Origin of the sequence: Pseudoduganella chitinolytica (assembly GCF_029028125.1) — a bacterium.
Classification (GTDB): Bacteria; Pseudomonadota; Gammaproteobacteria; order Burkholderiales; family Burkholderiaceae_D; genus Rugamonas; species Rugamonas chitinolytica.
The window spans coordinates 1485136-1505460 of the sequence record NZ_CP119083.1 but is presented as its reverse complement, the minus strand read 5'-3'; the positions used below and the strand labels follow the sequence as shown (position 1 = coordinate 1505460).

General features: G+C 67.1%; 13 protein-coding genes and 1 pseudogene. 5 read left to right on the top strand and 9 right to left on the bottom strand.

The window, feature by feature from the left end; all coding sequences use genetic code 11:
- Position 1: 1 nt before the first annotated feature.
- From PX653_RS06530 to PX653_RS06520, 3 genes are all read left to right on the top strand, one after another.
- Complete coding sequence (locus PX653_RS06530) at positions 2 to 1156, top strand: ABC transporter substrate-binding protein (protein WP_277417099.1); 1155 nt, start codon at positions 2 to 4, stop codon at positions 1154 to 1156.
- A 13-nt stretch (positions 1157 to 1169) separates the two neighbouring features.
- Positions 1170 to 5246 (top strand): EAL domain-containing protein, encoded by a 4077-nt coding sequence (locus PX653_RS06525; protein ID WP_277417098.1) that lies wholly within the window; start codon positions 1170 to 1172, stop codon positions 5244 to 5246.
- Between the two features lie 148 nt (positions 5247 to 5394).
- Positions 5395 to 7509, top strand: coding sequence for a TonB-dependent receptor plug domain-containing protein (locus PX653_RS06520; RefSeq protein WP_277417097.1), 2115 nt, complete (start codon positions 5395 to 5397; stop codon positions 7507 to 7509).
- A gap of 31 nt (positions 7510 to 7540) precedes the next feature.
- Here the strand turns inward: PX653_RS06520 and PX653_RS06515 are convergent.
- The 8 genes and pseudogenes from PX653_RS06515 to cyoA form a co-directional block, all read right to left on the bottom strand.
- Positions 7541 to 7942 (bottom strand): annotated as a pseudogene (locus PX653_RS06515) (NAD(P)-dependent oxidoreductase); the annotation flags it as partial.
- 104 nt (positions 7943 to 8046) lie between these two features.
- Positions 8047 to 8601: a response regulator transcription factor gene (locus PX653_RS06510; protein ID WP_277417096.1), complete on the bottom strand. Its 555-nt coding sequence runs from the start codon at positions 8599 to 8601 to the stop codon at positions 8047 to 8049.
- Positions 8598 to 9935 (bottom strand): ATP-binding protein, encoded by a 1338-nt coding sequence (locus tag PX653_RS06505; protein ID WP_277417095.1) that lies wholly within the window; start codon positions 9933 to 9935, stop codon positions 8598 to 8600. The genes PX653_RS06510 and PX653_RS06505 overlap by 4 nt, the downstream gene beginning before the upstream one ends.
- Complete coding sequence (locus tag PX653_RS06500) at positions 9919 to 10917, bottom strand: SURF1 family protein (RefSeq protein ID WP_277417094.1); 999 nt, start codon at positions 10915 to 10917, stop codon at positions 9919 to 9921. The genes PX653_RS06505 and PX653_RS06500 overlap by 17 nt, the downstream gene beginning before the upstream one ends.
- On the bottom strand, positions 10914 to 11342 hold the full coding sequence (gene cyoD / locus PX653_RS06495; RefSeq protein ID WP_277417093.1) for a cytochrome o ubiquinol oxidase subunit IV: 429 nt from the start codon (positions 11340 to 11342) through the stop codon (positions 10914 to 10916). Before cyoD ends, PX653_RS06500 begins: the two co-directional genes overlap by 4 nt.
- On the bottom strand, positions 11339 to 11974 hold the full coding sequence (gene cyoC, locus PX653_RS06490; RefSeq protein WP_277417092.1) for a cytochrome o ubiquinol oxidase subunit III: 636 nt from the start codon (positions 11972 to 11974) through the stop codon (positions 11339 to 11341). Before cyoC ends, cyoD begins: the two co-directional genes overlap by 4 nt.
- On the bottom strand, positions 11967 to 13970 hold the full coding sequence (cyoB, locus tag PX653_RS06485) for a cytochrome o ubiquinol oxidase subunit I (RefSeq protein ID WP_277417091.1): 2004 nt from the start codon (positions 13968 to 13970) through the stop codon (positions 11967 to 11969). Before cyoB ends, cyoC begins: the two co-directional genes overlap by 8 nt.
- Complete coding sequence (gene cyoA, locus PX653_RS06480) at positions 13951 to 15021, bottom strand: ubiquinol oxidase subunit II (protein WP_371876425.1); 1071 nt, start codon at positions 15019 to 15021, stop codon at positions 13951 to 13953. Before cyoA ends, cyoB begins: the two co-directional genes overlap by 20 nt.
- A 268-nt stretch (positions 15022 to 15289) precedes the next feature.
- Between cyoA and PX653_RS06475 the strand changes: the two genes are divergently transcribed.
- On the top strand, positions 15290 to 16645 hold the full coding sequence (locus PX653_RS06475; protein WP_277417089.1) for an MFS transporter: 1356 nt from the start codon (positions 15290 to 15292) through the stop codon (positions 16643 to 16645).
- Between the two features lie 177 nt (positions 16646 to 16822).
- Here the strand turns inward: PX653_RS06475 and PX653_RS06470 are convergent, their stop codons facing one another.
- Entirely contained in the window at positions 16823 to 19249 is a 2427-nt protein-coding gene (locus PX653_RS06470; protein ID WP_277417088.1) for a sensor domain-containing protein, read from the bottom strand.
- A gap of 328 nt (positions 19250 to 19577) precedes the next feature.
- Here PX653_RS06470 and PX653_RS06465 point away from each other — a divergent pair, with 328 nt between their 5' ends.
- A complete protein-coding gene (locus tag PX653_RS06465; RefSeq protein WP_277417087.1) occupies positions 19578 to 20165 on the top strand; it encodes a hemerythrin domain-containing protein in 588 nt (195 codons plus the stop codon).
- Positions 20166 to 20325: the final 160 nt, after the last annotated feature.

Below are 20325 nucleotides of genomic sequence, written 5' to 3'. Positions count from 1 at the left end.
AATGATCCGAGCAAAAACCTGCGCCGCGCGCGTAGCGGCCACGGCCGCGCTGCTGCTTGGCGCCTTGGCCGGCACCGCGGGTGCCACGCCCACGTTGGGCGGCGCCCCTGCCGCCGCGCTTCCGACCATCGAGCTGCCCGGCATTCCGGCCCAGGCGCGCCAGTCCGTCGGCGCGCTGTTCGACACCATCGACGGCGCCAGTCCGGCGTTGCCAGGGCGCGACGACGTCGTGCCCGTGACGATGGCACAGCTGGAGGACCAGTTGCGCCGGCCGGACGTCCGCGCCTCGATCGGCAAGGGCACCATCGCGGTGCTGTACCCGAACGTGGCGCAGCCTTTCCTGGCCGCGTTCAGCAGCATGATCAAGGGGATCGAGGAACGGACCGGGCTGCCCGTGCGCAGCTACGCCGTCGACACCAGGCTGGACGGCGCCGAACTCAACGCCAGGCTGCGCCAGGCCGGCACCAAGGTCGTCATCGCGCTCGGGCGCCAGGGCCTGTCGGCGACGGCCGGGCTGGATCGCGACATTTCCGTGCTGGTGGGTGGCGTGCTGCTGCTCTCCGACACGGACAACGTGGCCGGCATCAGCCTGACGCCGGACCCGGCGCTGCTGTTCGCGCGGCTGCATGCCCTGCTGCCGGAACTGAAGCGTGTCATCGTCGTCTTCAACCCGAAGAACAGCGAGTGGCTGATCCGCCTGGCGCGCGACGCCGCCCGGGCCCAGGGGCTGGAGCTGGCCGCCTACGTGGCGGGCGACATGGCCCGCGCCGCCCAGCTGTATCCGCAGCTGATCGCCGCCGCGGACGGGCGCCGCGACGCCGTCTGGCTGCCGCACGACGCCACCACGGTGGAGGAAAGCACGATCCTGCCGCTGGTGCTGCGCGAGACGTGGAATGGCGGCGTGCCGCTCTTCTCCAGCAACGTCCTGCATGTGAAGAAGGGCGCGCTGTTCGCGATGGTGCCCGACAACGTGGAGATGGGCCGGACCCTGGCCAGCTCCGCGCTGGGCATGCTGGCGGGCGGCCCGCGCGGGCGCACGCTGGCCCCGTCGCGCACCCTGCAGACGGCGATCAACCTGCGCACGGCCAGCCACGTGGGCCTGCAGCTGGGTTGGCAGCAGCAGCGCAGCTTCGATTTCGTGTTCCCGCGGCCGTGAGCGCAAGGGTGCCATGAACGTCTCCGTCGCCAGCCGGGTCGACCGGGCCCTGCGCCGCACCGGCTTCGGCCTGCAGCTGTCCGTCATCGTTTCCGTCGCCATCATCGGCCTGGCGCTGTTCTCGTCGCTGATGAATTCGATGCAGGCGAGCGCCCGCATGCGCGACTACTTCCTGGGCCAGGGCCAGCGCGTCGCCGACAATTTCGCCCGCCAGAGCACCCTGGCCCTGCTGTTCCATTCACCCGAGAACGCGCGCGAAGTGGTCGGCAGCACGCTGGCATTCCCCGACGTGACGGCGGTGCAGATCAGCGACGCGCGCCACCGGGTGCTGCTGGCGCAGGCCCACGGCGGCCGCTGGGCGCTGCCGCCCGACACCCGCGCCGCCCCCACCCGCGCCACGCTGGTGGCCGAGAACGGCGACGCGTGGCTGTTTGCCGCGCCGGTGCTGGGTGGCCAGTCCGAGGCGTCGCCATTCGACGCGCAGGAGCAGCAACCCCAGTTGCTGGGCTACGTGCATGTCCAGGTCGGCAAAGGCACGCTGAACAAGCTGACCTGGTCCCTGATGCTGGGCAACCTCGGCATCACGCTGTCGTTTGCCGTCATCCTGCTGCTGCTGGTGCGCGTGCTGACGCGGCGCATGACGGAACCGCTGCGTGCACTGTCGAACCTGATGCGGCGGGCCCGCCGTGGTGAGGCGCGCTTGCGCGCCGACGCCGCCGGACCGCGCGAACTGGTCGACATGGCGCACACGTTCAACCAGATGATGACGGTGCTGGAGCAGCGCGAGGAAGAGCTGAAGGAGTCGCGCGACGCGGCCGTCAACATGGCGCGGATCAAGGCGCAATTCGCGGCTACCGTCAGCCACGAGGTGCGCACGCCGCTGAATGGCGTCGTCGGCATGCTGGACATGCTCAAGGAAATGCAGCTCACTCCCCGCCAGCGCGAGTGCGTGGACGTGGCATGGAACGCGTCGCGCACCCTCATCGAACTGATCAACAACATCCTCGACTTCTCCAAGATGGAAGCGGGCAAGCTGGCGCTGCAGGAAAGCGACTTCGACGTGGGCCGCCTGCTGGCCGACGTGGTCGAGCTGCTGGCGCGCACGGCGCAGCAGAAAGGCGTCGCGCTGGGCTTCGACCTGGCGCCCGGCGTGCCGGCCGCCGTCCATGCCGACGCCCTGCGGCTGCGCCAGATCCTGATCAACCTGCTGGGCAACGCCGTCAAGTTCACCGAACGCGGCGAGGTCATGGTGCGGGTGGCAACCGCCGACGTCGGCGGCGCCCCCGGCCTGCGCTTCGAGGTACGCGACACGGGCATCGGCATGAACGCCGACGTGCTGCGCCACCTGTTCGAATCGTACGTGCAGCCCGACCCGTCGACGACGCGGCGCTACGGCGGCACCGGCCTTGGCCTGGCGATCTGCCGCCAGCTCACGGCGCTGATGGGCGGCGACATCGCGGTCGCCAGCACGCCCGGCGAAGGTACGACGTTCGTGTTCACGGTCCGCGCCACGCCGGCCAGCGTGCAGCCGGTCGCGCCACTGGCCGCGCCGGCCGCCGCCCTGCCTGCCCCGGCGCGCGCCTTCCGTGTGCTGGTGGCGGAAGACAACCGCACCAACCAGATGGTGGCGGCCGGCATGCTGTCGATGAACGGCTGCGTGTGCGAGTTCGCCGCCGACGGTCGCGCCGCCGTGGCCGCCGTGCAGCGCGGCCGCTTCGACCTGATCCTGATGGACTGCAGCATGCCGGAGATGGACGGCTACGAAGCGACCGCGCACATCCGCGCCGCCGAAGCCACCCTGGGCCGCCGCACGCCCATCGTGGCGATGACGGCCAATACCCAGCGCGGCGACGCCGAGAAGTGCCTGGCGGCCGGGATGGACGACTACCTGGCCAAGCCGATCACGCTGGTCGAACTGCGCCACAAGCTGGAGCGCTGGCTGCCGACGGCGGCCAGCACGGCGGCGCCGGCCGGCGGCAGCGATGCCACCGACGCCATCCTCGACCACGCCGTGTTCGACAAGTTGCGCGACATCCTCGGCCCCGCGCTGCCGCAGGCCGTGACGCCCTTCCTGGAGGACGCGCCCGTGTACCTGGCCGACCTGGAAGCGGCCGTCGCCCAGGGCGACAGCGCCACCGCGCGGGCGCGCGCCCATGCGCTCAAGGGCGCGGCCGGCAACCTGGGCGCCAGCGTGCTCGCCGCACTGGCGCAGGAAGCCGAGCAGCGCGCCATGGCCGCCAGCGAGGCGGACGGCACGGCGGCACTGGCCCCATTGGTGGCGCCATTGCTGGCGCCCCTGCACGCGGCCCATGCGGCCGTGGCGGCACTGCTGCAGGCGGAAGTGGATACGCCGGCGGCCGACATGGAACTGGCGCTGGCCGAGCAGGCCAGCGTGCTGGTGGTCGACGACGACCGCAGCACCCGCACCACGCTGCGCCACACGTTGCAGCGCGACGGCTTCCGGGTCGAGGAAGCGGCCGACGGCGCCGAAGCGCTGGCCATGCTGCCGCGCTGCCAGCCCGACGTGATCCTGATGGACGCGGTGATGCCCGTGATGGACGGCTTCACCGCCTGCGCGCGCCTGCAGGAACTGCCGGGCGGGCGCGCCATCCCCGTGCTGATGATCACGGCGCTGCAGGACAACAACTCGGTGGAACGCGCGTTCGCCGCCGGCGCCAGCGACTACATCCCGAAACCGATCCACTATGCCGTGCTGTCGCAGCGGGTGCGCCGCATCATCGAGGCCAACCGGGCCGAGAAGAAGATCCGCCACCTGGCCTACAACGACCTGCTGACAGGCCTGCCGAACCGCACGCTGTTCTTCGAGCTGCTGGGCCAGGGCATCGCCCACGCGGGTGCCCATGAGACCAGGCTGGCGGTGCTGTTCATGGACCTGGACCGCTTCAAGTACGTCAACGACAACCTGGGCCACGACGTGGGCGACCGCCTGCTGGTGGCCGTGGCGCAGCGGGTGCGCCACAGCGTGCGCAATGTCGATACCGTGGCGCGCCTGGGCGGCGACGAATTTACCGTCGTGCTGGGCGACGTGGACGGCCCTGCCGCCGCCGCCGTCGCCCAGACCATCTGCCGCGCCCTGGAGGCGCCGTTCCAGATCGACGGGCACGACATCTTCGTCACCAGCAGCGTGGGCATCGCCATGTACCCGCGCGACGGCGACGATGTCGCCACGCTGGTCAAGCATGCCGACAGCGCCATGTACCAGGCCAAGCGCACCAATGCCGGCTTCAAGTTCTACGAGCCGTCGATGGAGCTGTCGATCTCGGAGCATGTCCGGCTCGAAGCGGACCTGCGCCGCGCCCTGGAACTGGGCCAGCTGGAGGTCTACTACCAGCCCCAGATGACGGTGGACGGCGAACGCATCGTCGCGATGGAGGCGCTGCTGCGCTGGCACCATCCGACCCGCGGCATGGTGCCCCCGGGCGAATTCATCCCGCTGGCCGAAGAGACGGGGTTGATCAACCCGCTGGGCGACTGGGTCCTGCGCACGGCCTGCGCGCGCCTGTGCCAGTGGCTGGGTGAAGGCCTGCCGCCGCTGCGGGTGGCCGTCAACGTGTCGGTGCGCCAACTGCTGCAGCCCGATTTCGCCGCCACGGTGCAGGGCGTGCTGGCCGCGACCAGCCTGCCGCCGCACCTGCTGGAGCTGGAGATCACGGAAAGCACGCTGATGGAACATGCGCAGGACACGCTGGCGGCGCTGCATGCGCTGCGCGAGCTGGGCGTGCGCCTGTCGATCGACGACTTCGGCACCGGCTACTCGTCGCTGTCGTACCTGAAGCGCTTCCCCGTGGACATCATCAAGATCGACCGCTCGTTCGTGCGCGACGTGCCGCGGGACGCCGACGACGTGGCCATCGTCACCGCCATCATCGCGCTGGCGCACAGCCTGCGCCTGGAAGTGGTGGCCGAAGGCGTGGAGACCGAGGCGCAGCTGGGCTTCCTGCAGGCGCTCGGCTGCGATTTGCTGCAGGGCTACCTGCTCAGCGCGCCCGTGCCGGCGGTGCAGTTCGAGGCGCTGGTGCGGCGCCAGTTCGGCCTGTCGGCCGAGGCGCCGCGGCAGTTGCGGGCCTAGCACGGCGCGCCGCTCGCGGTGTTGTATTTCCGGTTTGACAGCTTCCTTGCTGCCGTTACAATGCCTCAACAACACTGCATTTGATAGACGGCAATTGTATGCACCGTTCATCATTGTCAACGCAGATTGCCGAGCCAAGGAGCCCCACTTGAAGTTGTCAGCGCAGTCTTTCACCGCCGCACGCGTCGTGTGCCTGGCGCTGGCCGCCGCCTTTGCCCTGCCCGCCGCCGCGCAGCCCGCCACCGACGAGGAGGACCTGTCGCTCGTCTATGGCGACAACGACACCGTCAGCATCGCCAGCGGCAGCAGCACGGCGCTGCGCCGGGCACCGGGCGTGGCAACCGTCATCACGGCCGCCGACATCGCCGCCATGGGCGCGACCGACCTGGACCAGGTGCTGGAGACGGTGCCGGGCCTGCACGTCAACCGCAGCGCCAACAACTACACGCCGCTGTACGTGGTGCGCGGCATCGTCAGCCAGTTCACGCCGCAGCTGCTGCTGTTGCAGGATGGCGTGCCGGTCACCACCGCCTTCACCGGCAACAAGGGCAACCTGTGGGGCGGCTACCCGGTCGAGCACATCGCCCGCATCGAGGTGATGCGCGGGCCCGGCTCGGCGCTGTACGGCTCCGACGCCTTCTCCGGCGTCGTCAACCTCATCACCAAGGGCGCGGCCGACACGCCGGGCACCGAAGTGGGCGTGCGCGCCGGCTCGTTCCGCACGCGCGACGGCTGGCTGCAGCATGGCGGCAGCATCGGACCGGTCGACGTGGCCGCCTATCTGCGGCGCGGCCGCAGCGATGGCTTCCGCTCCGTCATCGAGGCGGACGCGCAGAGCCGTAACGACCGCCTGTACGGCAGCGATGCCAGCCTGGCGCCCGGACCCGTCAACGTGGGCTACCAGGCGCTCGACGCCAACCTGCAGCTGGCCTGGGGACACTGGACCGCGCGCGCGGGCTACAAGCTGCGCGACGACCTGGGCACGGGCGCCGGCATCGCCTCCGCACTCGACCCCGTGGGCCGGCAGCGCAGCGCGCGCATTACGACCGGCCTGACGTGGGCGGACCCGCAGTGGCGGCGCGACTGGGGACTGGGCGCGGCCATCAACCGGCAGGCGTATCGCCAGGAGATCCCGGTCGACTTCGTGCTGCTGCCGGCGGGTGCGCGCCTGCCGACGGGCGCCTTCCCGGCCGGCATGCGCGGCGGCCCGGACGCATTCGAACGCATCCTGCGCCTGTCCGCCTGGGCCGACTACGGCGGCTGGAGCGGCCACCACGTGCGCGTGGGCGTCGGCCACGACGACCTGGACATGTACCGCACGCACGAGACCCGCAACTTCACCTATGCCCGCAATGGCCTGCCCGTGCCGCTGCCGGGCGTGGCCGATTTCTCTGCCACCGACCCGTTCCTGCTGCCGCAACGGCGCAAGATCGACTACGTCTACGTGCAGGACGAGTGGCGCGTGGCGCGCGACTGGAGCGTGACGGCCGGCGTGCGGCATGACCGCTATTCCGACTTCGGCGGCACCACCAATCCGCGCCTGGCGGTGGTGTGGGATGCCAGCTACGATCTCACCGCCAAGCTGCTGTATGGCCGCGCGTTCCGGGCCCCTTCGTTCAACGAGAGCTACAGCATCACCAACCCGGTCGCGCTGGGCAATCCCGCCCTGAAGCCGGAAACCAACGGCACGCTGGAGGCGGCCTTCGCGTGGCAGGCCCGGGCCGACGCGCTCGTCAACCTGACCCTGTTCCGCTACCGCATGCACGACATCATCCGCACGCTGGCCAACCCCGTGGCCGGCACGGGCGCGACCTATGCCAACGCGGGCAGCCAGACGGGCCGCGGCCTGGAACTGGAGGGCAGCTGGACGCTGCGCCGGCTGCGCCTGGTCGGCAACTACGCCTACCAGCGCAGTGTCGACGATGCCAGCGGACGCGATGCGGGCTACGCGCCACGCCACCACGTCAATGCGCGGGCCGACTGGCATGCGGCCAGCGCGCTGCTGGCCAGTGCGCAGGTCAACTGGATCGGCGAGCGCCAGCGCGCCCCCGGCGATGCGCGCGCCCCGCTGGACGGCTACACGACGATGGACGTGACGCTGGCGACGCGGCGTGGTGGCCCCGGCTGGAACTTCACGGCCAGCGTGCGCAACCTGCTCGATGCCGATGTGCGCGAACCCAGCCTGGCACCGGGCCTGGCCCTGCCGCACGACCTGCCGATGGCGCCACGGGCGTTCACGCTGCAGGCGGTGTACGCAATGTGAACCGCCAACCCATGGATGTCATCGGTCTCCGCTATTGCAGCGCCGGCAACAGGTTGGCGCACGTCCCGCCGCGGCGGAAGCAGTCCAGGTTGTCGAACGTGATCATGGCGATCTCACGCAGCGCCTCGATCGTGAAGAAGCCCTGGTGGCCCGTGATCAGCACGTTCGGGAACGTGACGAGGCGGTGGAAGACGTCGTCGTCGATGATGTCGCCCGAGTGGTCGTGGAAGAACAGCGCACTCTCCTGCTCGTAGACGTCGATGGCCAGGGCGCCCAGCTGGCGCGACTTCAGCGCGGCGATCACGGCCACGGTGTCGATCAGGCCGCCGCGCGACGTGTTGACGAGCATGGCGCCCCGCTTCATCGACGCCAGCGTGGCGGCGTCGATCAGGTGGCGCGTCGCCTCGGTGAGCGGGCAATGCAGCGACACGAAGATAGTCGATGGGAATAGAAAGACGAGACCCGAGGTGTCACGCACCGGATCGGGGCGGGGACGCCTCCGATGCCTGACACCACGGGTTTCCGCTACTGCACCCGCTATTTCACCCGCTGCTTTTCCAGCTTGCGCGCCAGGGTGCGCCGGTGCATCCCCAGCCGCCGCGCCGCCTCGGAGATATTGAATTCGGTCTCGGCCAGCACGGCGTGGATGTGCTCCCACTCCAGCGTCTTGACGGAGGTGGCGCGCGCCGTCAGTTCCACTTCGCCGCTGCCGGCCACGTGCTCGAAGGCCGCCTCGATATCGTCCGTGTTGGATGGCTTGGCCAGGTACTGGCAGGCGCCCAGCTTGACCGCCTCGACCGCCGTGTTGATGCTGGCGTAGCCCGTCAGCACGACGATCAGCATGCTCGGGTCGTGCTGGTGCAGCATCTGGACGCACGCCAGCCCGGACGAATTGCCCTTCAGCTTGAGGTCGACGACGGCGTAGCCCGGCTCGCCCGGCGCCAGGCCCGGCAGCAACGCCGACGCCTCGTCCACGTTGGCCGCGTGCAGCACCCGGTAGCCGCGGCGCTCGAACGAGCGCCCCAGGGTGCGGGCAAAGGCCTCGTCGTCCTCGACGATCAGGAGAGTGCGCACAGGCGCGGCTTCGGTCATGCGGATTCCTTTTCCAGTGCAAGGGTGGCCAGCGGCAGGCGGATGGTCACCTCGGCGCCGCCTTCGGGGCGGTTGCGGGCGGCCACGGTGCCGCCCAGCGTGCGGGCCACGTTGACGACGAGGAACAAGCCCAGCCCGCTGCCCGGCCGGCCCTTGGTCGAATTATACGGTTTGCCCACCTGGGCCAGCACCGCCGGCTCGAAGCCGGGGCCCCTGTCGGTCACGCGCAGCACCAGCTGGCCGTCCTCGCGCAGCGCTTCCATGCCGACCCAGGCCGGGGACGCCTCGCGCGCATTGTCCAGCACATTGCAGACCATCTGCTTGAACGTCTCGTCGAACACGATGGTGAGATCGGCGCCGATGCGGTTGTCGTACTCGAACGCCGCCACGGGGCGGCTGGCCTGCCACTCGCGTGCCAGCTCGTCGAGGAACGTGCGCAAGGTGGTGCGCGTCGACGACTCGCCCCGAGTCTCGCCGGCCGACAGCAGGATGCCGCTGACGATGGTCTTGCAGCGCTTGAGCTGCGCCTGCATCTCGCCGATCTCCTCCAGCAGCTCGGGATTGCGCGAGAACTCGGGCATGCGCTTCCAGTCGCCCAGGATGACGGACAAGGTCGCCAGCGGCGTGCCCAGCTCGTGCGCGGCACCCGAAGCGAGCAGTCCCATGCGCACCACGTGCTCTTCCTCGGCCGCACGCTGGCGCAGGTTGGCCAGCTGGGCATCGCCGGCGCGCAGGTTGTCGGTGATGCGGGTAATGAAGAACACCAGCAACGCCGCGATCAGCATGAAGCAGATCAGCAGGCCTTGCACATACAGCGATTCGATGCCCCGTTCATGGTCCAGGGCCAAAGGCAGCGGCAGGTAGTAGCGCGACAGGCCCGCCATGCAGACGACGGTGACGAGCACGAACGTCCACGCATAGGTGGGGCGCAACAGCACGGCCGACAGGATCACCTGCAGCAGGTAGAGGAAGGCGAACGGGTTGGTGGCACCGCCGGACAGGTACAGCTGGGACGTCAGGATGGCGACGTCCACCAGCAGCGCCATGAACAGTTCCGTGTTGCGCACGTGGCGCACCTCGTGCCAGCGCAGGTGGCTGGCCACGTTGAAGGCGATCAGGCACGCCAGCACCTGCAGCATGGGCACCAGTGGCAGGCGGATGTCGTAGACGAGGTTGGCGCCGGCGATCGTCGTCAGCTGCCCGATCACGGCAAACCAGCGCAGCTGGATCAGCTGCATCATGTTCTTGTGCCCGGCGGCGAATTCGACGCCGGCCGCCGCCGCCCGCTCCTTCAGGCGAAATCTTCTTTCGGGTGTCTCAGTCGTTGGCGGCATTGCGGGCTCTCGTCTTGCGTTTTTCATAGCGCAGGACGAGATAATAGCCGCCCGCGACCATTGCCGCCAGGGCGAACCAGGTCAAGGCATAGACGAGATGGTTGTTGGGGAACGCGATCACCGTCAGGCCGCCGACCGGTTTTTCGCTGGCGTCGCGCGGGTATTCCAGGCCGGCGGGCGCATCGACGAAGTACGGCGCCACGTTGCGCAGGTTGCGCCGCGCCGCGATCGCCGGCACGTCGCGCACGTACCAGCGGTCGTGCGCCGGGTCGTTCTCGCGCAGCAGGCGGCCTTTGGGCTCGGGCATTCTAAGGAGCCCGGTAATCTCCACGCCAGACCCAAGACCAAGAGCTGGGGTCGGACCCGCCGGGGCATCGCAGGGGTTTCCAGGAGCACAGCTCCTGGCCTGCGATGCGGTGCTGGCATGCATGCCAGCACTCCTCCCTGACCCCGGGGTTCGCTGTTGAGCCTCACCCCCAACGGCAGAGGCTGGGGTCAGACCCGCCGGGTCTGACCCCGGGGTCTGCTTTTGGGTTGCGGCTTGAGAGAACGGCGCGCAAACAGTAGTCGTTGCGCGCGGCGGCGCCGGCTTGTCGAGGTCGCCGGACTTCATCGGCACGAAGCCGCGGTTGACGAACACGATCGTGCCGTCGGCCAGGCACAGGGGCGTCATCAGCCAGAAGCCGATGCCCTTGGCGGTCGTGGTTTGTACGGGGGTGGTGAATTCGTAGAGGAACTTGCCGGAGACCCGCACGCGGCGGTATTCGTCCGACTCCGCGGTCACGCGGGCCCACTGTTCAGGGCCCGGTGCCGGGACAGGTGTTGCATGGACGCGCGTGTTGACGCGTTCGACCAGGTCAAGCTTCCATTGCAGTCGCTTGACCTGCCACGTGCCCAGTGCGGCAAACACGCAGAACAACAGCACCGCGCAGGCGGCCAGGACGATCTTCCCCCCTGACGTGCCGCGCGCTGCCGCCATCATGGCATGTCGTGCATCTGTTGCGGCGTATGGCCTTCCATGACCGGCATCATGTTCTTGTTCATGTGGTACATGACCCAGATCGAGCCTGCCAGGGTGATCACGACGATGATGATCGTGAAGATCAGCGCCAGCATGTTCCAGCCGCCCTCGGACTTCGAGTTCATGTGCAGGAAGTAGACCATGTGCACGACCATCTGCACGGCCGCGAAGCCGAGGATGACGTACGCCGTGGTGGCCGGGCTTTCGATCACGTGGTTCATCACGAGCCAGAACGGGATCGCCGTCAGGATCACGGACAGCACGAAGCCGATCACGTAATCCTTCATCGAACCGTGCACGGCGGAGCCGTCGTCGTGGCCGTGGCCATGATCGTCATGACCGTGGCCGTGGTCGCCATGACCGTGGTGGTGGTTATGGTCGCTCATGGCAGCACTCCCATCAGGTAAACAAAGGTAAACACGCCGATCCAGATCACATCCAGGAAGTGCCAGAACAGCGACAGGCAGTTCAGGCGGCGCATGTTCGCCGCGTGCAGGCCGTGTTTCGAGATCTGCACCATCAGCGTGACCAGCCAGATGGCGCCGAACGTCACGTGCAGGCCGTGGGTACCGACCAGCGCGAAGAACGCCGTCAGGAAGGCCGAGCGCTGCGGGCCCGCGCCCTGGTGGATCAGGTGCAGGAACTCATAGATCTCGACGCCCAGGAAGCACAGGCCGAAGATGCCCGTGATGCCCAGCCAGAGCAGCGTGCCGCCCTTGTTCTTGACCTTGGCCTGCAGCATCGCGAAACCGTAGGTGATCGACGAGAACAGCAGGAACGCCGTGTTCAGCGCGATCAGCTTCAGGTCGAACAGCTCGGCACCCGACGGGCCGCCGGCGTAGTTGCGACCCAGTACGGCATAGGTCGCGAACAGGCAGGCGAAGATCAGGCAGTCGCTCATCAGGTAGATCCAGAAACCCAGGATCGTCCCGTTTTCCGGATGGTGCTCGCGCACGAGGTAGCGCGAGCTCGGGTCGGCGCTCATCGCGCCGGCGGAGGTTACGTTAATGTCAGACATGGCTTCCCAGCAAAGCGGTGTGGCGTTCCTCGGTACGGGTCACTTCTTCCGCCGAGATGTAGTAATCGCGCTTGTAGTTGAACGTGTGGACGATGATGGCGACCATCATGGCGACGAAGCCGATGATTGCCAGACCCCACATGTGCCAGATCGTCGCGAAGCCCACCACGGCCGACAGCGCCGCGATGATGAAGCCCGCGCCGGTGTTGGCCGGCATGTGGATCGACACGAATTCCTTCAACGGACGCTTGTAGCCGTTCTTCTTCATGTCCGCCCAGCTGTCGTTGTCGTGCACGACCGGGGTGAACGCGAAGTTGTAGTCAGGCGGTGGCGACGACGTCGACCATTCCAGCGTACGGCCGTCCCATGGGTCGCCCGTGATGTCGCGCAGCTTCTTGCGACGCAGGAACGACACGCCGAACTGGATCAGCATCGCGCCGATACCGACGGCGATCATCAGCACGCCGACGAAGGCCAGCTGGAAGTACGGCGCCAGCGAGGCATCCTCGATGTGGTTCAGGCGGCGCGTGACGCCCATGAAGCCCAGTGCGTACACCGGCATCCAGGCCACGTAGAAGCCGATCACCCAGAACCAGAACGACACCTTGCCCCAGAACTCGTCCAGCTTGAAGCCGAACGCTTTCGGGAACCAGTAGTTGATACCGGCGAACAGGCCGAACAGCACGCCGCCGATGATGACGTTGTGGAAGTGCGCGACCAGGAACAGCGAGTTGTGCAGCACGAAGTCGGCCGGCGGAATCGCCAGCATGACGCCCGTCATGCCGCCGATCGTGAACGTGACCATGAAGGCGATGGTCCACATCATCGGCAGTTCGAAGCGGATACGGCCGCGGTACATCGTGAACAGCCAGTTGAACAGCTTGGCGCCCGTCGGGATCGAGATGATCATCGTCGTGATGCCGAAGAACGAGTTCACCGACGCGCCCGAGCCCATCGTGAAGAAGTGGTGCAGCCAGACCAGGTACGACAGGATCATGATGACGCAGGTTGCGTACACCATCGACGTGTAGCCGAACAGGCGCTTGGAGCAGAACGTCGACACGACTTCGGAGAAGATGCCGAAGCATGGCAGGATCAGGATGTACACCTCCGGGTGGCCCCAGATCCAGATCAGGTTCACGTACATCATGGCGTTGCCGCCCAGTTCGTTCGTGAAGAAGTGCGTGCCCAGCAGGCGGTCCATCGACAGCATGCCCAGCACGGCCGTCAGCACGGGGAACGCGGCGACGATCAGGATGTTGGTGCACAGCGCGGTCCACGTGAACACTGGCATCTTCATCATTTCCATGCCAGGGGCACGCATCTTGACGATCGTGACGAGCAGGTTCACGCCGGACAGCAATGTCCCCACCCCGGCGATCTGCAATGACCAGATGTAGTAGTCCACCCCCACGTCAGGCGAAGCCAGGATGCCGGACAGCGGCGGGAACGCCAGCCAGCCGGTACGGGCGAATTCGCCCACGAACAGCGAGGCCATGACCAGCACCGCGCCCATCGTCGTCATCCAGAACGAGAAGTTGTTCAGGAACGGGAACGCCACGTCGCGCGCGCCGATCTGCAGCGGCACCACGTAGTTCATCAGGCCCGTAATGAACGGCATCGCGACGAAGAAGATCATGATCACGCCGTGGGCGGTGAAGACCTGGTCGTAGTGGTGCGGCGGCAGGAAGCCCGCGTTGTCGCCAAAGGCAATGGCTTGCTGGGCACGCATCATCAGCGCGTCGGCAAAGCCGCGCAGCAGCATGATGAGGCCCAGGATCATGTACATGATGCCGATTTTCTTGTGGTCGATACTGGTGAACCAGTTCTTCCACAGGTAGCCCCAGACGCGGAAATACGTCAGGGCCGCAACCAGGGCGATACCGCCCAGGGCGACAGCGGCGAACGTGGCGAGCAGGATCGGTTCATGGAACGGAATCGCTTCCCAGCTCAGCCTGCCGAAGATCGGATCGGTTTCAGTTGGATACGCTTGCATTGTTACTCTTCATGGAAATGGTGGGCTTGTCGGCAGGCGTCGTGCATACCTCGGCACCCAATTGAGCGACGCTGGCGATTTCGCCCGCTTCGCGCTTCTTGCTCGCTTCGTGCTGCGCCTTCTTGTGCGCGGCCGCGTTGGCGTTGCGCATCTGGTCCTCGTGCATCTGCTGGGCCATGCACTTCGTGCCCGGTTCGACGCACAGGTTGACGATCGCGCTGTACAAGCTCGGATCGACGGCCGCGTAACGGCGCACAGGATCCTTCTCGCTTGGCTTGGCCAGCTGCGTGTAGTTCGCGCGGGTCAGCTCGCCGCCGCCGGCCTTGGTCTTCGCCACCCATGCGTCGAAGTCGCCCTGCGGCATCGCATGGTACTTGAAGCGCATGTGCGAGAAGCCCGCACCGCTGTAGTTCGACGAGAAGCCGTCGTACGTGCCTGCCTTGTTCATGACGGCGTTCAGCTGCGTCTCCATGGCGGGCATCGTGTAGATCATGCCGGCCATCGCGGGGATGTAGAACGCGTTCATGACGGAGGACGCAGTCAGCTTGAACTTGATCGGGCGATCGACCGGCGTCACCAGTTCATTCACGGTCGCGATGCCCTGCTCCGGGTAGATGAACAGCCACTTCCAGTCCAGCGCCACCACTTCCACCGTCATCGGCGTGACGCCGGCGGGGATCGGACGCTTCTCGTCCAGGCGCTGCAGCGGACGGTACGGGTCCAGCAAGTGCGTGCTGATCCAGGTGATCAGGCCCAGCACGATGATCAGCAGCAGCGGTACGCCCCAGATCACCAGCTCCAGCTTGGTGGAGTGGTCCCAGTCGGGATCGTACTTCGCCGTGGTATTGTTTTTACGATAACGCCAGGCAAACAACAGCGTCAGGAAAATGACGGGAACGACGATCAGCAGCATCAGGAAGGTCGAGACGACTACCAGATGAGCCTGCTGCGCCGCGATATCACCGGACGGATTCAACACCACCGTATTGCAGCCGGCAAGCCACAACAGGGGGAGAAGCATCAGTCCGCTGCGAACTTTTGATGATTTCATTAAGTTATGTGCGCTACAGAGGATTGAGAACATGTTACTGTACCGTCACAGGCATGCGGAATGGAATTGGACACTTTGTCCCACCCCCGGTGTCATACCCGGTGCTGTACTGCGCTGTACGGTGCTATAGCCGGCACGGTCGGAACCGTCAGCACAGCGGGCCAGGTGGTCAACTCGGTGTTCAGTGGTACAAGGCGCTGCAGGCATTGCAGGCGGCGCATTCTGCTAAGACTTGTGAACAATGACAGAGAGACATAAGGTAACGACCATGGCAACGACTACTTTTGACGGACCACTCCCTTCAGGCCAACCGGATTATCAGCCAAGTCCCACCAGTGGCGGCGCACGCAACATTAATGCAAGGGACGGTGCCATCCATCCCGGCGAGATCGCCGTCGGCGTCGTGATCGGGCGCGCCTCCGAATACTTCGATTTCTTTGTCTACGCGATCGCCTCGGTGCTCGTGTTCCCCTCGCTGTTCTTCCCGTTCGATGACCGGCTCGACGCCACGCTGTATTCCTTCGTCATCTTCTCGTTTGCCTTCATCGCCCGCCCGTTCGGCACCCTGCTGTTCATGTGGGTGCAGCGGCGCTACTCGCGCGAAGGCAAGCTGACCGGGGCCCTGTTTCTGCTCGGGACGGCCACCGTGGGCATGGCTTTCCTGCCCTCCTATGCCGAAGCCGGCAATACCGGCATCGTGCTGCTGGCCTTCTTCCGCATCTGCCAGGGCGTCGCCCAGGGCGGCTCGTGGGACGGCCTGCCGTCGCTGCTGGCCCTGAACGCGCCGCACAACAAGCGCGGCTGGTATGCCATGCTGGGCCAGCTGGGCGCCCCGGTCGGCTTCATCGTCGCGGCCGGCATCTTCGCCTACATGGTGGCCAACCTGTCCGCGCTGGACTTCCTCGACTGGGGCTGGCGCTTCCCGTTCTTCGTGGCCTTCGCCATCAACGTGGTGGCGCTGTTCGCCCGCCTGCGCCTGGTCTCCACGCCGGAATACGCCCACCTGCTGGACGAGCGCGAACTGGAGCCCGTCGGCCTGTCCGAACTGTCGCACACGCAGGGCCGCAACATCATCATCGGCGCCCTGGCCGCGCTGGCCAGCTACGCGCTGTTCCACCTGGTGACCGTGTTCCCGCTGTCGTGGGTGCAACTGTACTCGACCCGTTCGCTGGACGGCTTCCTCGTGCTGCAGATGTGGGGCGCCGCGCTGGCGATCGTCGGCACCGTCGCATCCGGCCTGATCGCCGACCGCTTCGGCCGCCGCACCACGCTGGGCACGCTGGCCGCGCTGATCGCCGTGTTCTCCGGCTTCGTGCCGACGCTGATGCAGGGCGGCGAGACGGGCCAGAACATCTTCATCCTGGTCGGCTTCACCCTGCTGGGCCTGTCGTACGGCCAGGCCGCCGGCGCCGTCACCGCCAACTTCTCGGCCCGCCACCGCTACACCGGCGCGGCGCTGACGTCCGACCTGTCGTGGCTGGTGGGCGCCGCGTTCGCCCCGCTGGTGGCGCTGGGCCTGTCGGCGCACTTCGGCCTGGGTTACGTCAGCCTGTACCTGCTGTCGGGTGCCGTGGGGTCGCTGGCCGCGCTGTCGCTGAACCGGGCGCTGGAGATCCGCGATTGACGTAGAACCGGCGCCGCCAGGGGTCTGTCCCTCCGGGACTGACCCCGAAGTTCTGTGTGCACGCCGCGGCAGGCTTGGCGCATGCCGGCGGCCGCATCGCAGACCTGATGCCTCGCCGTTCGCTGCCAACCAGGCGAACTTCAGGGTCAGTCCCCTTTGGGGACAGACCCTGCCGCATCAACGGCCGCTACTGAGCAAGACTGCCGCCTCCCGCTCCGGCACCGGCCGGCTGCACAAGTACCCCTGGATCTCGTCGCAGCCCTCCTCCTTCAGGTACGCCAGCTGTTCCGGCGTCTCCACCCCTTCGGCGATGATGCGGAACGCCAGGCTGTGCCCCAGCGCGATGATCGAGCGCACGATGGCGGCGCCGGGCGGATCGTCCAGCATGTCGCGCACGAAACTCTGGTCGATCTTCAGGTAGTCGATGGGGAAGCGGCGCAGGTAGTTCAGGCTCGAGTACCCCGTACCGAAATCGTCGATCGACAGGCAGATGCCCATGCCCTTCAGCTGGCTCATCGCCGCGATGACGACATCCACGTTGTGCATCATGACGCTTTCCGTCAGCTCCAGCTCCAGGTAGCGCGGTTCCAGCCCGCTCACTTCCAGCGCATCCTTCACTTCCTGCACGAAAGACGCGTGGCGGAACTGACGCGCCGACACATTGACGGCCACCGGCACCGGGGCAAGCCCGGCCTGCTGCCAGGCCACCGCCTGCATGCAGGCGGTCTTCAGCACCCACTCGCCGATCTCGACGATCCGTCCCGTCTCTTCGGCCACGCTGATGAAGCGCACCGGCGGCACCAGTCCCAGCTCGGGGTGCTGCCAGCGCAGCAGCGCCTCGAGCCCGACCACCTGGCCGCTGGCGCAATCCACGCGGGGCTGGAAGTACAGCAGGAACTCGTTGCGCACCAGCGCGTGGCGCAGGTGGCCCTCGATCAGCGTGCGCTCGGTCACCCGGTCGTTCATCTCCTCCGTGTAGAACTGCAGCTGGTTGCGGCCGCCGTCCTTGGCGCGGTACAGCGCGATGTCGGCGTGCTTGAACAGCGAGGAACCCGTTTCGCCGTCGCGCGGATACACGGCCACGCCCATGCTGCACGTGAGCGCCAGGTCGTGCGCGCCCAGGCGCATCGGCGCGCTGACCGCCTCCAGGATCGCCTGCACGGTGCGGGGCGACAGCCCGCCGCCCGGCTGGTCGAGCAGCAGCAGGATGAATTCGTCGCCGCCCAGGCGCGCCACCGTGTCCGAGTCGCGCAGCGCCGCGCGCAGCCGCTCGCCTACCGTCTGCAGCAGGCTGTCGCCGACCGCATGGCCCAGGGTATCGTTGATCAGCTTGAAGTTGTCGAGGTCCAGCACGACCACCCACAGCTGGTTGCGGTAGCGCGCCGCATAGCTGATGGCCTGGTCCAGCCGGTCGCGGAACAGGTTGCGGTTCGGCAGCCCCGTCAGCGCGTCATGGGTGGACTGGTGCTCCAGCTCATGCTGGTAGCGCATCGTCTCGGTGATGTCGTTGATGACCCCGACCCAGTGGGTGACCTTGCCGCTGCTGTCCAGCACAGGCGCGATGTGCAGCTGGTTCCAGAACAGGCTGCCATCCTTGCGGTAGTTGCGCAGCACGACCGTGGCCTCGCGATTGGTCTGCAATGCATCGCGCAGCTGGTACAGCCCTTCCTGGTCGCGGTCGTCCGCCTGCAGGAAGCGGCAGTCCTGGCCGATGACCTCCAGCAGCTCGTAGCCGGAAATCCGGGCAAACGCGGGATTGGCGTAGACGATCTTGTCCTGCCGGTTTTCCTGGCGCGTGATGACGATGGCATTGACGCTGGCATCCAGCGCGCGGCCCTGCAGGCGCAGCGTCTCCTCGGCCTTGCGCCGGGCCGTGATATCCTCCAGCGTGCCCAGCATGCCGATGATGGCGCCTTCCGGGCCGTACAGCGGCAGCTTGTTGACGAGGTAGCGGCGCTGCTTGCCGTCCGGGCCCGTCAGCGTGTCCTCGCGGTCCAGCAGCGGGTGGCCGGTGTCGACGACGATGCGGTCCTCCGCCGCCATGCGCTGGGCCTGCCGGCGCCAGACGAGGTCGCCGTCGCTCTTGCCCACCACTTCCTGCGGCTCGTCCAGCCCGGCCGCTTCCGCGAATACGCGATTGCAACCGACATAATGCAAGTCGAGGCCCTTCCAGTAGACCTGGTGCGGCATCGTGTCGATCAGGCTGCGATACAGCTGCTCGGAGCGGTACAACGCCCGCTCGGTGGCCTGCTGCGCCGTCACGTCCAGCGCGAACACAAGGCGGGCCCGATGGCCCAGGTACGTGACCGCGTGGGAGGAAATGCGCACGGCGATCGGCGTGCCGTCGCGTTTCAGGTGGGTCCACACGCCGGATGTCTGCGGCAACCGGTGCTCGCTGGCGCTTGCCGCCAGGTCGGCCTCGAGGCGCGCGTGCTCGTCGCGCGGCCGGATGTCGCGGATGGTCATGTGAAGGAACTCGTCCGTCGTATAGCCATAGTGGCGGCACGCGGCGGCGTTGACGCGCAGGATGCGCAACGTGTCGAGGTCGTAGATCCACATCGGCTGCGGATGGTCCTGGAACAGGTCGCCGAAGCGTGTCAGCATGCGCGGCCCGGCGGCATGTGGACCGCGGCCGGACACCGGCAACCCTTTCCTTCGATTCGCTGCGGCACGATACTGGCCTTTCATGCGCGTCCCCGGCAGTGGTCCATGTGATAACTATATCCCAGGCGGACAAAGCTGTGCGCAATGCCGCCGTAGCGGGACCGCCACAAGGAACACCGACGAGCCCGTGTCCATCGGAATGCCACCATGGGTCACGGACTCGACGGAGATGGCGCGTGCTGCGCCGACAGCGCGGTGCGGCGTTTTCCTACGCCGTCCGGGGTCTTAACGTTCTAACATGGGTCGTTACCAGGACAAGGAGAAGAACATGTTTTCACTGAACAAGCTCAGCCCGACGATTACCGACATGATCCGCTTCGACCATTCGCACACGCTGGTGACGTTCCACCAGTACACGACAACGAAGAAGCCGAAAGTGAAAAAGGCGCTGGCGGAAACGATCTGCACCGCGCTGGAAATCCATGCCACGCTTGAGGAGGAAATCTTCTACCCCGCCATGCGCGAGCTGGAAGGCAGCGATCCCACCATGCTGAAAGCGGAGCCGGAGCACAATGAGATGCGCCGCGTCATCGCCGCCCTGCGCGCGACGGATGCCGCCGATCCCCGCCATGACCAGCTGATCCACGAACTGATGCGCGATGTGATGCACCACGTGGCCGACGAGGAAACGGTGCTGCTGCCGGACGCCGAGCGGCTGATGACCCAGGACCGCCTGAGCGAACTGGGCGCGGCGATGACGAAGCGCCGCATGCAGCTGGTGACGCCGCAGGCGGGCAAGATCGCGCGCGACACGGCGATCGGCTTCTCCGGCAGCACGGCCGCGATGGTGGTCGGCGTGGCCGGGGCGGCGTTTGCCGCCAGCAAGCTGCTGGGGCGCAAGCCGGCGCACGCCTAGGGTCTGTCCCCGCGGGGGACTGACCCTGAAGTCCGCAGGGACGCCGCTGAACCAGGGGGGCAGTCCCACAGGGACAGCCGCCCAAAAAAAACCGGGCCGCGCATCTGGCGCGCCGGCCCGGCAAACGCCGACTTTTCCCTGCTAGAAGATCCCGTCAGCG

Bases quoted from the DNA above. Each gene is read 5' to 3' on its own strand.
- PX653_RS06530 (WP_277417099.1), top strand. From the start codon at position 2: ATGATCCGAGCAAAAACCTGCGCCGCGCGCGTAGCGGCCACGGCCGCG.
- PX653_RS06525 (WP_277417098.1), top strand. From the start codon at position 1,170: ATGAACGTCTCCGTCGCCAGCCGGGTCGACCGGGCCCTGCGCCGCACC.
- PX653_RS06510 (WP_277417096.1), bottom strand. From the start codon at position 8,601: ATGACCGAAGCCGCGCCTGTGCGCACTCTCCTGATCGTCGAGGACGAC.
- PX653_RS06505 (WP_277417095.1), bottom strand. From the start codon at position 9,935: ATGCCGCCAACGACTGAGACACCCGAAAGAAGATTTCGCCTGAAGGAG.
- PX653_RS06500 (WP_277417094.1), bottom strand. From the start codon at position 10,917: ATGATGGCGGCAGCGCGCGGCACGTCAGGGGGGAAGATCGTCCTGGCC.
- cyoD (WP_277417093.1), bottom strand. From the start codon at position 11,342: ATGAGCGACCATAACCACCACCACGGTCATGGCGACCACGGCCACGGT.
- cyoC (WP_277417092.1), bottom strand. From the start codon at position 11,974: ATGTCTGACATTAACGTAACCTCCGCCGGCGCGATGAGCGCCGACCCG.
- cyoB (WP_277417091.1), bottom strand. From the start codon at position 13,970: ATGCAAGCGTATCCAACTGAAACCGATCCGATCTTCGGCAGGCTGAGC.
- cyoA (WP_371876425.1), bottom strand. From the start codon at position 15,021: ATGAAATCATCAAAAGTTCGCAGCGGACTGATGCTTCTCCCCCTGTTG.
- PX653_RS06475 (WP_277417089.1), top strand. From the start codon at position 15,290: ATGGCAACGACTACTTTTGACGGACCACTCCCTTCAGGCCAACCGGAT.
- PX653_RS06470 (WP_277417088.1), bottom strand. From the start codon at position 19,249: ATGCTGACACGCTTCGGCGACCTGTTCCAGGACCATCCGCAGCCGATG.
- PX653_RS06465 (WP_277417087.1), top strand. From the start codon at position 19,578: ATGTTTTCACTGAACAAGCTCAGCCCGACGATTACCGACATGATCCGC.